This is a genomic window from Phocaeicola faecalis (assembly GCF_021730445.1).
GTDB lineage: Bacteria > Bacteroidota > Bacteroidia > Bacteroidales > Bacteroidaceae > Phocaeicola > Phocaeicola faecalis.
Window position 1 is genome coordinate 36,146 of the sequence record NZ_JADNRM010000010.1, and the last position, 15,066, is coordinate 51,211.

The window sequence follows — 15,066 nt, forward strand, 5'->3', positions numbered from 1 at the left end:
ACTAATAAATAAAACTCTAGGAATATCAGGTACTGAACATACAGCTTTATTCCACTCTCAGTGTCACTTTACCTTTTATTATGTCATTACTCTTAATCGGTTTCCGATAAGGAGCATAATATCCGTCCAAAAACATTTCGTTGCCGGCAGTTACAAAGTCGGCAACAAGAAAACAGATTTTATCTTTTCCCAACCAAGAACGCCAATGCTGCTCACCATTTGAACAAGCCGTTACTTTATGCCCGTTTCCGTCACACAATCCTGCATACCAAATATTTCGGCGAGTAGCCCGAAAGTCATTGCTACCCAATTCATTAAAGTCTTTGCTCCACGACCACGAAGGTTGTATTCGCGGATTTGTTTGTGCAGGAAGACCCTGATAAAATAAATCGGCAGTACCTACCGGACGGCTGATATGGTCATCAGGATACACACTCCACATTCCCTTACGACGCCAAAACGTCTGGTCATAGCTTTGTGGTGCCTCAAAAACCAAGCCCCATTGTCGCGGATTTACATTCTGTAAAGCTTTAAAATGATAGTCAACTGCCAATTCACCATTAGCATTAACCGTCAAACGATAACTGCCTTCAAACTCCTTATAGCTTCCTGTTACAGTTACTATTACATTATTTTCTTCCTTATATGCCTTTACTTCCACTGCGTTCCAATCTGAACATAAATCGTTATAAATAGGCGTATTAGCATTGTGATTGGGATAACATCCACCTCCAGTCAACGGAAGCGCCATCAACCATGGACCGCCTTTCAAGACTTCTTTTCCTGCCTTCCTCAGAGACAAGATTTGCCCATTAAATCTGCTGATTTCACAACAGAAATTCTTTCCACTGATTACATAAGCCTTTTTACCGACTTTCAGTTTAGTCGACTGCGACAACCATTGAGGCAGCTCATTTTGTTTTTGTTCTCCTACCGGTATCAGATATTCATCAACAATAAACCCACGAGGATCAGTAAATGACAAATAAAGTTCATTTGCCTTATCGGGATTGGCTATTGGTATACGTATCCTCCCATCTTCCGAAAGAGAAATGGAAGCAGAAACCGTACCCTGTTCCTCGCCATATTGATAAGCAATCTTTATCTCATCCATATTCAGGTAAGTATATCTGTTCTCCACATCCACAACCAATTCATTGGCAGGTGAAAGAGCTTCGGTAAGAACTTTGACCGGACTATAAATTTTCTTCATATCCCAATATTCCGGTTTGGGGCGACGCCAACCGTCAATAGGCCCCCAAGCTCCATACCCGACAGCATTCCCGTCAGGCAATTGGAAGATATCATCAATGCCCGACCAAATAGAACCGCCCAGCACTCCTCGGGTCTGATACATATTTTCCCAAGTAGGAGCCAAGGCCAATGCCCAATCACTACGTATCCCCGGGTCGGTCACCAGTTCACTGCGGTTATAAACATTTAAATGGCAATACTCTCCATAAATCATGGGGCGATTACTCTGCGCAGCCACTTTATAGCCATTAGGCCCGGGATAATGAATATTCGCAATAGGAGCAGTACTTCCCTGATTATTAAAACCTCCATACGCCTGGTCGTGAAACGTATGCGGACGAGTAGAATCGGCTTTATACACATATTCTTGTATTTGGGCAAATTCTTTGTTCCAATAAGACTCATTAGCCATAGACCAAAACAAAACAGAAGGGTGATTACGATAAAAATGAATCGTCTCCATATTAGCTTGGAGTATATAAGGATAGTATTGGCTATCTTGATAATTGAGTGTTTTCCAATTTTCATTGGCATGATGTCCCACCCAGCAAACCGGAGATTCTACTTCGACAAACATTCCCAGTTCATCACAGATATCCAGCATTTCCTCACAAGGAGGATAATGTGAAGTACGGACAAAATTACAGTTGGCGGCACGATAAAGTTCAATATCCTTTCGTTGCAACATTGCATCCACGACACGCCCCGTCAAAGGATGCATCTCATGTCGGCATACTCCCCGCAACTTAACAGCACGCCCATTTACAAACAACTCATTTCCACGAACTTCTATCTCACGAAAACCAAAACGTTTCTCCACGGTTTCTATCACTTCGCCATTTAGACAAAGCTCCATTCTCAACGTATAAAGATTAGGCTGTTCATTATTCCATAACAGCGGGGCAGTAACAGTATCCGAAAGAAGCCCCTTCCAAGTCTCTCCGACAGCCAGTTTCGGAAGACATTGCTCTATGACATTAGGCAAACCATTGACAGACAATCGCAATGTCAATCCACTCTGCACGTAAGTTGCCTTATTCACTACAGCAGTCTCTATCTTCAGAACCGCATTCCGATATTCACTATCCAAATCTGTTACAATACGCAAATCCGACACATGGGTTTGAGGAACAGCCATCAGTGTCACCTTTCTGGTAATACCTCCCAACTGATGGGCGGCATACTGAGTCAGACTGCCCAGCATGTCAGCCAAAGATTCGCTTCTTACAGCAAGTGCCAACTCATTAACACCCGGTTTTAAATACTCTGTCGCATCTATCTCATATACAGTCATCCCCCCTAAATGATAACCTGCTTTCACCCCATTTAGATAAACATAGTATTCACTATGCACTCCGTCAAAGCGTAATTTGACATTCTTATCTTTCCAATCTTCCGGCAAAACAAACGACTTACGATAACCTGCATACGCCATCGAGTCCACCTTAAATCCCTGCATCGACCATTGGCCGGGAACAATAACAGACCTCCACCCGGAAGAATCCGGGTGTTTATAAAACTCTTTTTCAGGCTGAGGATTAAACTGCCATGTTCCATTCAAAGACAAAACCGGCCGATAAGTACCCGTAACACTTTTAGGAAGAACCGTATAAATCGGCAACACTTTTTCAACATCCACATCCGTATCAATACGATAAGTCTGCACATTTCCCAATGCCTCTTTCTCTTTACCTTCAAAAGGAACCGGAGCTTTAGTATTGGAAGAATAAAGGTTTAATTCGGAAACAATGGCATTTGCTCCTTTTCCGGCCACTTCAAACACCAATACCAACTGACTGTAAGCATAAGCTTTACGTGGTAAGTCCAACAAATATCTTTGCTCCTTTCCCGCTTCCAACGTCACATTCTGTATTTCATTTCCATCTACCACAATACGTTGTTTACGTTCATGGTCAGCCAGATAAACCACCTCCAATTGATAGTCGGCATGAATATCCAAATGATTAAAAGCATAAATCACTTTTCCACCGAAATTGCATGTTATAGCTTCCTTACTACCTTTTACCTCGGGAGGCATCGTATAGTTCTCTCCTTTTATTAAAAAAGGCTGCGCACCGGGTACACCACAATCATTGGCTGCAACCCTCGTCAATGAACTTTCCTGAGCAAGTGCCGGCAATGCTCCTATAAGCATTGCTCCGACTATTGCCCCAATACGTTTCAATCTCTTTATTATATTAACCTTCATCATAAAATGACGCACACTTTTTTATTCGATTATTTCATTCTCAGATTTATCTGTCCATAGCAAGGCAGAGCTTCCAATGTCTTACAATAATTTCCCCATGCTATTTCAGGATAATCCCAACGATTATTTGTGTATAAAATCAATTGTTCATCGGCACGTTTGTTTATCCGACAAGCTACTGAAGCATCTTTTGAGATGACCGATATCCGATGTTCGGAATCTGTTTCCGTAGAAAGTGAATAATAATAAATATTCTCTTTCATACCTTTTGCCATTTGTGTAAGAGGCTGCTTACAATTGGCACCGGCATCTGCCCAATAATAATAGTTGTGCGTATCAGCCTGCCAAACTTGAACCGGTTTTTCGCCGTATGCTGCCTGTTTAGACTGATAAAGGGAAGTACGACCTTCATTTCCGGCAAATTCACCCTCAGGATAATAATTCCAATACCCTTTACGCTTCCAATCCAAGTGTTGGATAGCATCCGACAAATAGAAAGACAACCCCGTCTCACGCAAGAAACCATTGGGCACACCGGAAGTTTGGTAATTAACCGACAACTCTCCTTTAGGAGATATCAATATATCAAACTCCGCTACAACTCCCCGGTAATTGCCGACAAGCACTACTTTGACTGTTCCGTTCTCTTTCTCAGTGTAACTGAATGATGTTTTTTTCCAGTCCGAATCTGAAATCATAAAATGATTGGCCATTTTACGAACCTCTGCACCTGTCAAATGATTCAGGTTAACATAAAGATTAAGGAACGGACCTTTTTCTATTATCACTTGCTCACCGGCTTTAGCATTGACTATTAACCCTGTAGCCTTATCAAAAGGTATTTCAAAGCCTTCCCCTCTTATAATCAGTTTATCACCATTATCTGTTACAATCAGCTTTTCTCCGCCAACCACAACAGGATAGTCTATCTTTTCTACTCCCAATACAAGACGATAAGCATCAATCAAATCTCCTTCCGAAGTAAAGAACTCTACCAACAGCTTCTCACCCTCTTCCCATTGCTCGGCAGGAATTGTCAACAGACCTTTCTGATGAGGCTCGACAGAAGTCAGTTTCAAAGACTTCCTCGTTCCTTTGTAAGTATAAAATGCACTTATTTCATCCAGGTCGGTATGGTCAAAACGGTTGTATACAGTCAACATCAGTGGTTGCCCGGCAGTAAAAGAAAGATTGTCATCTGCCAGTAAACGCACAGGTGAATAAGCTTTCTTGGTAGACCAAAATTCCGGTTTCGGACGTCTCCATACGTCTACAATACCCCATTCTCCGTATCCGACACAGTTCCCTTGATAATTTTCAGGTTTGGCAGTGTGGGCAAACTCTTTCCAGAATGCAGTTCCAACCTTAGGCTGAGGTAATGCAAACACTTCATCCACATATCCCCAAATAGCTCCTCCCAATCCGCCCGGCGCATTGTACAAGCCATCCCACATCATATCAATAGATTTCCCCCAGAATTCACGGATATTAGGGTCGGTCTGCAAAGTGGCATAGGTGTAACAAGCCGGATGAGCCCACTCATCGTATAATGCCGGCATACCATGTCCTTGAAAATTACGGGTAGACATCCCCCATTGGTTGATATCGCCATACACATTCTGATAGTGCATACTCAGAATATCAAATATTTTAGCCTTCTTTTCCATAGCCGAACCCGGATAGCTGAAAATAACGGGGCGCGTGGTATCCGTAGCCTTCACCCAATCCCAGCACAATTGGAAATTAGTACCATAAGCACTTTCATTACCGATGCTCCAAAACAAGACAGAAGGATGAGAACGGAAAGCTTTCACCATTTCCTGACATTGTCCCAAGTAACGGTCGGCATAAGCCGAATCACTCTGTGTATTACCCGGAGCATAATTCTTCTGCCGATAAGTATCAACAAAGCAAACAGCCGTTTCACTTTCCACATATACACCATAACGGTTACAAAACTCCAAAAAACGTTCCGAAGGAGGATAATGAGAAGTACGGACAAAGTTCATATTAGACTGCTTAAAGAGCAATACATCCAGACTATCCAACTCAGCAGTAGTGGTACGCCCCAATGTAGGATGGATATCATGACGACAAGCTCCGCGCAGTTTCACCTGACGGCCGTTAACCAACATACGGTCTTTAACAATCTTCACATCCCGAAAACCGATACGGCGGTCGAAACGAGACAGTTCTCTATCATCCTTGTACACTGCCACTTCCAATGTATACAGATTAGGATGTTCCGCATCCCATTTCAATGGGTTTGCTACAGGCAACGAGAACGTATTTTTCCCTTTCGCCAACTTAAAACGGCTTTGCGGCAACTGTACATTTCTGCCTTCCTTATCCTTCAACTCCAATCTTGCTTCCGCACCTTCTTTACCGATAAACTCACAAGCAAAACGCAACTCGGCATCTTTATAAAGTGAATCCAAATGGGTTTCCACACTCACATCATACAGGTGAGATTCAGGTAAAGCGAACAATGTGACATCACGAAGTATGCCGCCAATAGGATGATGTGCATATCCGGAAGCATAAGAAATCTCGTCTAAACGGTCTGCTACCTCCAATTGAATTTCGTTCTTCTTCCCTACACGCACCAGCGAAGTAATATCAGTTTCCCAACGGGTAAAACCACCATGATGCTCACGAACAAATTTACCATTTACACTCAACTTGGCATGACTGTATACGCCGTCGAAACGCAAAATAACCTGCTTTCCCGCATAGTCGGCCGGTATGATAAATGTCTTCTTATAAAAGAACGGTTTATCATGTTCAATGGCAAATCCTTGCATAGCCGCTTCGCCGGGCACTTGAATAGTAGTCCACCGGCTTTGGGGAGAATATTTAAATGCCCATGTTCCGCTTAATGACATGACAGGTTGCTGCACTCCTTCCAACTGTGAAGGCAAGATATAACTTCGCCCCGAACAGACAGCAGCGGATGCTGCATTCAGGGAAGAATATGAAAGCAGGCAAATACCTGCCATTAATAAAGTCTGTTTTATCGTTATCATAATGATATAAATAAGGTTAGTACTCTTTTTACCACCAAAGCCAATAGAAACCAATCAAAATGGCAATGATGATGCAAGAAAAAATATTAAATAACTTACTTGTATGAAACAACGAAGCATGAATAGCGGAGCATTGGCCGGATGAGCGGTTACGTCTGCCTAGCATAATGATAAGACCGCAGCATAATAAAAAGACAATGCCCATTCTATCCATCCACGGCAAAGCCGGACAAAGTATTTTCAGCAAAGCAGAAAATACAAATGACCCGAGTGCTGCCGAAAGCGCACCGTTTGCCGTTGCTCTCCGATAAAAGAAACCGGCAAGAAAAATAGCCAATGCACCCGGACTCACAAATCCGGTAAATTCCTGAATATAATGAAACGCCTGATCCAACCCCGAAAGTAAAGGAGCGATACACACTGCCACCAACAACGAAACAGCACTTGCCCAACGTCCGGTACGCACCAACTCGGTCTGTCCTGCTTTAGGACGAAAATAGGAACGATAAATGTCCATTGTAAAAATGGTGGAAATGCTATTCATCATTGATGCCAGCGAACTGACAATCGCTGCCGTCAGAGCCGCAAATGCAATTCCCTTTACCCCCACAGGCAGCAGATTGCTCAGCAACCAAGGATAGGCTTCATCCGACTTTTCCAGAGGAGCATTCAAAGCAAATGCCGCAATGCCCGGAATGACGACCAGCAACGGAATCAATAATTTGATGAAACCGGCAAACAACATACCGTTTTGTGCCTCGCTCACCGATTTGGCTGCCAACGCACGCTGAATAATGTACTGGTTGCATCCCCAATAATATAAATTGGCAACCCATAACCCTCCTATAATAACCGATACCCCGGGAAGATCCATATATCCGGGATGTGACTTATCAAGTATAAGATGGAACTTATCTTCCGCCTGTTCACAAAGATTGGTAAACCCTGAAATAACCCCTTCCCCATTGCCCAGCATATCGAGTGCAATGTAAGTGGTTATCAATCCGCCGCCTATCAAGAACACAACCTGGATAACATCGGTCAACGCCACGGCTTTCAGTCCTCCGTAAATGGAATAAATTCCGGCAAAGGCTGCCAATCCTATTATCCCTGCCAACATAGGAACTCCCATAATATTCTCAATGGTCAAGGCACCTAAATAAAGAATGGAAGTTAAATTGATAAATATGAATACCGCCAACCAGAAAAAAGCCATCACCGTCTTCACCCGGCGGTCGAAACGCTCCTCCAAGAATTGTGGCATCGTAAAGATTTTCTTCTCCAGAAAAACAGGAATAAAAAACTTAGCCACAATCAGCAGCCCCAACGCCGCAATCCACTCATACGTCGCCATAGCCAATCCGATGGCATAACCAGACCCCGACATACCGACAAACTGTTCTGCCGAGATATTGGATGCTATAATAGAGGCCCCTATTGCCCACCAAGCCAATCCCCTGCCGGCCAAAAAATAGTTATTGGCATCCTGCACCTCCCCTTTAGAACTACGTGAAACATAAAGTCCTACAAGCAAAATAAGCAAGCAGTAGGCTATAAAGATAATCAAATCAATCGTTGATATATTCATGCTGTCGTCCTCTTAGCGGATTATAAACGGATAATGATTCTCTCCCGGAGCAACTCCGGGTATATCGGCCACAAACAAACTGCCACTCAGTGGATAGGCTTGTATCTCGGCTTCCGACAAACCGTCTCTGGCCGTTGTAATGAACAACTGATTACGCTCCTTACCACCAAATGTGCACGAAGCCACATTGGGAACAGGAACTTCTATTTTATCAACCAGTTGTCCCGTTGCCGGACTCCAAACATACACGCCGAATCCTCCCCAATGAGCCACCCACAAAAGTCCGTTAGCATCAATGGTCATTCCGTCTGGCACTCCATACTCCATAGGAACCTGTACAGCAGTACGAATAAAATAAATAGCACCGGTCAAATAGTCATAAGCATATTCTTCAATGCATCTTCTGCCGGAATCAGCATAATACATACGGTCTCCTTTCCGGTTCCAAACAATTCCGTTCGGGATACTTTGTTGTCCCAAAACAGATGCCAAAGATAAATCATTATCCACACAATACAAACTTCCGTTTCCATTATGTTCACTGCAATGCATCACTCCGCACCAGATACGACCTTCCGGAGATGCCTTACAGTCATTGGTACGCCATTGCGGATGCAAACATGGAAGCTCAATCAATGTCCTATATGTCCTTTCTTTCAAGTCATAAGCGATAAAGCGGTTTTTCATTGCCAGCAGCACTTCATGGTCATGTCCCTTCCAAGGAATAATAGAAGTTACCATTTCCGGAAAGGTATGTTCTTCCACCGTACCTTCATTGGAACCATATTGATATAAAATCCCATTATCAATGTCCACCCATAACAAACATTCTAAACCAGGCATCCATGTAGCGGCCTCGCCGGTCCGGTTATAACACCGATGTAATAGAGTTGCATTCATCATCATCTATATTAAACTACCTATTGAAAACTGATTTAAACATCCTGCATCAACGCAGACCGTCCTCCATCCATCAGAATGGTCGTTCCACTTATAAATTGAGCCATGGGTGAAGCCAGATAAACACATAATGCACCCACTTCCTCCACCGTACCGATTCTTTTCACCGGATGAAGGTCAATCGTACGCCGACGTTCGGCCATCGCATCCGGAAACGAATTGAACCAAGTATCATTTCCTGCTGTATCTATAAATCCAGGAGCCACCCCGACCGTCCGTATCTTCGGCCCCCACTCTATAGTCAGACTCCGTACCAGTCCGGTGATAGCCGTCTTTGTAACATTATAGGGGAAACACCCCGGAATGGAACAGAAAGCATGATTGGAAGTCATCAGCAAGATGACCCCATTGCCACTTTGTTCTAAATAAGGTTTACAAAGTTTGGCCAAACGCCAGTGAGAAGCCAAGTTCAGGTCCAGATTGTATGTCCATTGGCTTTCCGAACATGCTGCCGCACCTTCAAATACATTCATCCCGGCGTTGGAAACAACAATATCCAACCGCCCGAAGGTCGTAATCACCTCTTGCACAAACTGTTCCAATTCCTTTTCCTGCGTGACATCCGCCTGAACATAGAGTGCCTTGCGACCCTCTCTTTCCACAGCCTGCAAAAATACAGAAACACTGTCATCAGTGCCCGGCTTACGCGAACATCCTGCCACACAAGCTCCTGCACGAGCAAACTCACGTGCCGTGCCCAGTCCGATACCGGAGGATACTCCGGTAATCAGAACAACCTTTCCGGTTAAGTCTATTTGAAACGGCATACGCATTAAATATAAAAGTTCTCAGGAGGATTGTTTATAATACCCGGATGCTTTTCCATCTCCTCTTCCACCAAATCCACTCCCAGCCCCGGGCGGTCCGACAGATGTAAATGCCCATCATAAACCATATCGGCAATAGGATGGTCAATAACCGTATCCCTCCAGGGAACATCATTGAACATAAACTCTTGACGGAAAAAATTAGGAACGGAAGCACACACATGAGACGAAGCAAGAGTGGACAAGGGGCCGTTAGGATTATGAGGAGCCAATAGAACCTGATAAGCCTCAGCCATCGTAGCCATCCGTTTCATCTCAGAAGGTCCTCCGCAGCGGGTTATATCCGGCATGATTATATCACATATATGTTTTTCAAGCAATGAGCGAATGCCAAAGCGGGTATAATGACGTTCGCCCACACAAATAGAAACATCCGAGGGAATGCGTTCACGCATGGCACGCAATGTTTGAGAACTTTCCGGTCCTGCCGGCTCCTCATACCAGGCAATATCCAATGTTGCCAAACGCTCCGCCATCTTCACAGCAATGCGGTAATTCAGCATGGCATGGGTTTCAATCATAATATCCACCTCCGGACCTACCGCCTCACGGACTGCCTTTGAAACGTTGAATGCCAAATCCTGTTGTGCAGGAGTCAGTGTAAGATTGGACGCCAAATCTTCACCATAGAAATAATTGGTATGTGCAAACGGGTCAAACTTCAACCCCGTGAATCCGGCTGCCTTCACCGCACGTGCTTGTTCAGCATAATCGGCTTCATTGTGCCCCCCTTTCGTAAACCAATAATTGGCATACAACAGAATATCCTTACGGTAAGCTCCTCCCAAAAGTTCATAGCACGGCACCCCCAATACCTTGCCTTTCAAATCAAGCAATGCCATATCAATACCGCTAATGGCACACATACTGGCACCATAGGGACCTACCCAGTTTAAGTCACGATAAAGCTTTGTCCAAATAAAATCCGTCTTCATCGGATCAAGCCCGATAATGCGGTTGCCTATATGTTTTGCCGCCTCGTATACGATAGGACTTCCCGGCCAGTTAGTAGCCTCACCCACACCCGTATAACCTTCGTCTGTATATATCTTCAATAAAGTCCAATTGTACTTGATGCCCTGCACCAACCATACTTTTACATCTGTTATTTTCATCTTTACCTATTTTATAAACTACATAATACCAAATTTATCAAATGCATCCCGGGCTTTCATGCCTTCCTGTATCTTCTTCAAGACGGTACGTTCGCCACGCGCTTTTTCAAGAGCACGTACAAATACTTCTTCTTCTATTTGGCGCGGCACCACACACACACCGTCAATATCCCCCACCAACATATCTCCGTCATTCACCAACACGCCATCAATTTCGATAGGCACACGATAATCAATCACTTTTCCGCGCGGAGCCTGATCTTGAGCATAGGGACCATAAGAAAAACAGGGAAAGTTTAAAGCCAGAATACCTTTCGTATCACGGGAATAACCATTCACAACCGCACCGGCAGCTTTACACTGCATGGCACGTGCACTCATCAATTCCCCCCATAAAGCATAAGAGGGAGAAGAACCGGAGCAAATATAGATTTCACCTTCTTTCAAATCGTCTAATGCTTCGAGCATCAAACCGAAAGAGCGCTTCAGCACCGGGTTTATTCCGCTTGTTCCCTGATTGTCATACACATCGGCTTCGAGTACGGTCATGGCACGCCCTGCCACAAACATATCGTCGCGAAGCGGACGAATACGAGGCGGCAAGAATTGATGTGTATATCCCATCTTGTCCATAATATCTCCGACAACAGCCGTATAGAGTTCTCCCTTTATCAAGGAAACCAGCTCTTTGTCATCGTTCCATTCTTTCATTTTTCTGTTCTATTAAAAGGTTGTTTTTACTTTATTATAGTAACAGCAAAGGTAATCTGCTTTAAAGAAAGAAAGAACTTTTCAGAGCTATGGCACTTATGTAAAAAGGTGAAAATATGGCCAAAACATATACAAAACGGAAATACTATTTTGCCACATCACGCGGAGACACTCCCATCTGTTGTTTAAAGATGCGTGAAAAGTATTGTGGCGACTGAAAACCACATTGGAAGCACACTTCCTTTATAGACATTTCCGTGCTTCTTAAAAGTTCGACCGCTTTATTGATTCTTATCTGATTCAGATAATCTAAGGGAGAAAGATTCAAATACTGTGAAAATAGGTTTCTGAGATAGCGTTCACTGATGCCTACTTCTTCCGCCACCTTATTTATATTAATATCCGAATGATAGTTCAAACGGATGTAAGCAATGGCTTTTCTCAGCGATTCATTAGTGCAGATAGGTAAATAAGCCTCATCCATATAACGATAGATAAGCACCAGCAACTCTGCATAATACATCACGACCAAATATTGATAATATACACTTTTTATCTCCAACTCATTCACTATACGCTGCACTACCCGCATGATACGAAGGTTATTCACTATTTTAATCAGCCTGTTTTCTTCAGAAAATAAAAAGACGGAAGTGGGCACCGAATTATCTTTGCCCACCCGGGAATTCAAGTTAAAGTTGGAAAAGATTTCCGGCAAAAACTCCAACTGCATCAGAGTTGTCCCTTCACTGCCCGCTTCAAACAAATGATTAACATCCGAAGTGATAACCATTATCTCTCCTTCCTTGAAGGTCACACTTTCATTATCCAAATGGAGGATACAATAGCCCTTTTTCACATAGTTTATTTCAATGCGCAAATGCTTATGAGGGCCATACGTTTCCGAAGGATAAAACGAGATAAAACGGAACACATCCGCCAGACGCTTACTCTTTAAATTCTCGGTTATCTGCTCCAATATCTCCCAAAGGGAAGAGGGTACGGCACATTCATCCATAATCTTATCTATTTCTCTGTTACACAAATCTAAACTTTTCATCTACTTCACAACTAAGTCAATCCGGCTACCCGGCTGAGTCTCATACTCCATCACTTTATGTTCGAAAGGAGAAAAGACAGCAAGATGACCACCCTTTTCGGAATAAACTTCCAATCGGACAATCTTTCCATCCTTGAGAGCGGCCGAGACAAGGAAACCTCCCATGGCCCGTAGATTGTTAAAAGATGCATTCTTCCAGGTTGAGGGAATTGCCGGAAAGACCCGTATCACTCCTGTATGGCTCTGCAACAACATTTCATGTATGCCCGAGGCAAACGCAAAATTTCCCTCAAGCGTAAAAGGACGATAAGTAAACTTTGATTTTCCGCTACCCGACTGATCTCCATTGGCATGGAATGTATTTTTCAGACAGAAACATTCGGCGAAAGTTCTCAATGCCTTTGCCGCTTCTTCACCGTTAAATGCACGCGCCTGCATATTGGCAAACCAACTATAAGTATATCCGGTCCAGTAATCCGGCCCATAGTCACTCATTCTTTTCAGAGTGGCACGGATGATGTGTTGCGCCTTCTCACCGTCGCTCCAGTCTATGATGCCCAACGGATGAATGGCCAGTGCATGAGAGAAATGACGATGCGATGCATTATAGGGAAATCCTTTGGCAAAGGTAAGGCTTCCATCACTATACAAATCAAAATCAGGCAACTGACTTCTCAATTTGCTCCAATGCTCTGCCTCAGCCCTTATTCCCAGTTCATTTGCCATTTCAGCACCTGCATCAAACAGAAAATGCATCAATGACAAATCATAATTCGTCATATCCTTAAACCACGCCTGCAGTGAGTTATCATATATCTCGGGACTTGAACTGAACTCCAGCCGACGAACTCCTTTGCTGTCGACAATGGAATTCTGCTCCATATATATAGCCACGTCCTTCAAGAAAGGGTAAGCCCTTTCTTTCAAAAACTCCTTATCGGCAGAGTATTTCCAATGCAAATAAAAGTGCTGTGCCAACCAAGCTCCCGCCGTTTGAGACATGGCATACTGAATCCATCCTCCCATAGGCTCACCTGTCAGGGTGCAGACTCCGGGCACATTCATCCCCTCTGTTTCAAAGTATTGACGGGTATAACGTTTGTAAGTATCACGTTGATTCCACAACGTATTCAGATATCCCAGTCCCTCAGACAAGTGATTACCCGCATACGCAGGCCAATAACTGAGTTGGGTATTCAGGTCATGATGATAGTCCCCCTTCCAAGGCGGCAACTTACCATTGTCTGCCGTCCACACGGCTTGCAAAGAAATGGGATAGGAATTCTCACGAGCTGCCGAACCGAACTTATACATCTCATTATAATACTGTTTTTGTAGGATACTATCCGGAAGAGCAACGGATGACTGTGCCCAATAATTCTTCCAATAATCAAGGTGCACTGCATAATCTTTTTCCAAACCGCGCAGCATAGCAGCCTCCGTCTCTTCTTCCGCCTGTTCGCCGCACAAAGAAGAAGTGACACTCCACGTTCCATACAACGTTTTTCCCTGCCGTTTCCATTTCACCACCACATCGTAAGAAAAGTCGCCATATCCTTTCTGATGATACACACATTCATTGTCTTTACGCACTACACTTCCCTGCTCATACCCCAGCCGTTGCAAGTCCTGTCCAGAAACCGGACTGGCTTCGGAACTGTTTCCTGTTTTCTTATAGTGAGGAGTCACCAGCAAAGGTTCCAGTTCCGTTGTGAGATTTTTAAAGACAAACCATCCCACCGGCTTAGTAGCATGGACAAAAGTCTGCATCCGGGTGCCGTTCTCCCAAATGGCCTCACACAAAGCATTATCCAGATACAGGCGCACTTGCACAGGTTTTCCAAGTTCAGTCAATGGAAACTCTAAAGCCGCCCCCGGTATTTTGGAAGGGGCAGGCATCCTGTTATAGGGTTCGTCGAATTTCTTCTGCACAGGCCGATAATCGCGCATACGGATATGCTCCTTTACCCATGCAAAACGATAATTATCCCCCGAAAGGCTGTCCACCAGACGCAAATCCCATAAATCAGTACGGTCTAGGGAGAAACGCAAGGCGGTATCTTTTTCCCACACCAATGCACCTACCGTGGCGTTCCCCAATGGAATGCCTTCATCCCAACTTTGTGCCAAAGCCGGAAAGACCAAATCATTATCAGATGCCGTAACAGGGCAATAATCTACAGAAGTGCTACAACTCATCATGCCCACCACGAAGCCTAGCATCAATATCTTTTTCAATTTCATGTCATTCAGTATATTAAATTCAAGAATCTATTGCAAACATACACAAATCAGACGAAAACAGCAGCCTAAACT

9 protein-coding genes are annotated in these 15,066 nt (G+C 43.9%); all 9 read right to left on the reverse strand.

Annotation, left to right across the window (positions count from 1 at the left end; genetic code table 11):
- Nucleotides 1-46: 46 nt before the first annotated feature.
- Nucleotides 47-3,466 (reverse strand): glycoside hydrolase family 2 protein, encoded by a 3,420-nt coding sequence (locus tag IR173_RS10995; RefSeq protein ID WP_237039647.1) that lies wholly within the window; start codon nucleotides 3,464-3,466, stop codon nucleotides 47-49.
- Between the two features lie 26 nt (nucleotides 3,467-3,492).
- Nucleotides 3,493-6,489 carry a glycoside hydrolase family 2 TIM barrel-domain containing protein gene (locus tag IR173_RS11000; protein ID WP_237039648.1) on the reverse strand — a complete coding sequence of 999 codons (2,997 nt, stop codon included), beginning with the start codon at nucleotides 6,487-6,489 and terminating at the stop codon, nucleotides 3,493-3,495.
- 28 nt (nucleotides 6,490-6,517) lie between these two features.
- Nucleotides 6,518-8,077: a sodium/sugar symporter gene (locus IR173_RS11005; protein WP_237039649.1), complete on the reverse strand. Its 1,560-nt coding sequence runs from the start codon at nucleotides 8,075-8,077 to the stop codon at nucleotides 6,518-6,520.
- A 12-nt stretch (nucleotides 8,078-8,089) separates the two neighbouring features.
- On the reverse strand, nucleotides 8,090-8,983 hold the full coding sequence (locus tag IR173_RS11010) for an SMP-30/gluconolactonase/LRE family protein (RefSeq protein WP_237039650.1): 894 nt from the start codon (nucleotides 8,981-8,983) through the stop codon (nucleotides 8,090-8,092).
- 29 nt (nucleotides 8,984-9,012) lie between these two features.
- A complete protein-coding gene (locus tag IR173_RS11015) occupies nucleotides 9,013-9,804 on the reverse strand; it encodes an SDR family NAD(P)-dependent oxidoreductase (RefSeq protein WP_237039651.1) in 792 nt (263 codons plus the stop codon).
- Between the two features lie 5 nt (nucleotides 9,805-9,809).
- Nucleotides 9,810-10,979, reverse strand: a complete 1,170-nt coding sequence (locus tag IR173_RS11020) for a mandelate racemase/muconate lactonizing enzyme family protein (RefSeq protein ID WP_237039652.1) — start codon at nucleotides 10,977-10,979, stop codon at nucleotides 9,810-9,812.
- A gap of 18 nt (nucleotides 10,980-10,997) precedes the next feature.
- On the reverse strand, nucleotides 10,998-11,690 hold the full coding sequence (locus tag IR173_RS11025; RefSeq protein ID WP_237039653.1) for an RraA family protein: 693 nt from the start codon (nucleotides 11,688-11,690) through the stop codon (nucleotides 10,998-11,000).
- A 145-nt stretch (nucleotides 11,691-11,835) separates the two neighbouring features.
- Entirely contained in the window at nucleotides 11,836-12,708 is an 873-nt protein-coding gene (locus IR173_RS11030) for a helix-turn-helix domain-containing protein (protein WP_237039714.1), read from the reverse strand.
- Between the two features lie 42 nt (nucleotides 12,709-12,750).
- Complete coding sequence (locus IR173_RS11035; RefSeq protein WP_237039654.1) at nucleotides 12,751-14,994, reverse strand: glycosyl hydrolase family 95 catalytic domain-containing protein; 2,244 nt, start codon at nucleotides 14,992-14,994, stop codon at nucleotides 12,751-12,753.
- Between the last annotated feature and the right edge of the window lie 72 nt (nucleotides 14,995-15,066).

Bases quoted from the DNA above. Each gene is read 5' to 3' on its own strand.
- IR173_RS10995 (WP_237039647.1), bottom strand. From the start codon at position 3,466: ATGATGAAGGTTAATATAATAAAGAGATTGAAACGTATTGGGGCAATA.
- IR173_RS11000 (WP_237039648.1), bottom strand. From the start codon at position 6,489: ATGATAACGATAAAACAGACTTTATTAATGGCAGGTATTTGCCTGCTT.
- IR173_RS11005 (WP_237039649.1), bottom strand. From the start codon at position 8,077: ATGAATATATCAACGATTGATTTGATTATCTTTATAGCCTACTGCTTG.
- IR173_RS11010 (WP_237039650.1), bottom strand. From the start codon at position 8,983: ATGATGATGAATGCAACTCTATTACATCGGTGTTATAACCGGACCGGC.
- IR173_RS11015 (WP_237039651.1), bottom strand. From the start codon at position 9,804: ATGCCGTTTCAAATAGACTTAACCGGAAAGGTTGTTCTGATTACCGGA.
- IR173_RS11020 (WP_237039652.1), bottom strand. From the start codon at position 10,979: ATGAAAATAACAGATGTAAAAGTATGGTTGGTGCAGGGCATCAAGTAC.
- IR173_RS11025 (WP_237039653.1), bottom strand. From the start codon at position 11,690: ATGAAAGAATGGAACGATGACAAAGAGCTGGTTTCCTTGATAAAGGGA.
- IR173_RS11030 (WP_237039714.1), bottom strand. From the start codon at position 12,708: ATGGATGAATGTGCCGTACCCTCTTCCCTTTGGGAGATATTGGAGCAG.
- IR173_RS11035 (WP_237039654.1), bottom strand. From the start codon at position 14,994: ATGAAATTGAAAAAGATATTGATGCTAGGCTTCGTGGTGGGCATGATG.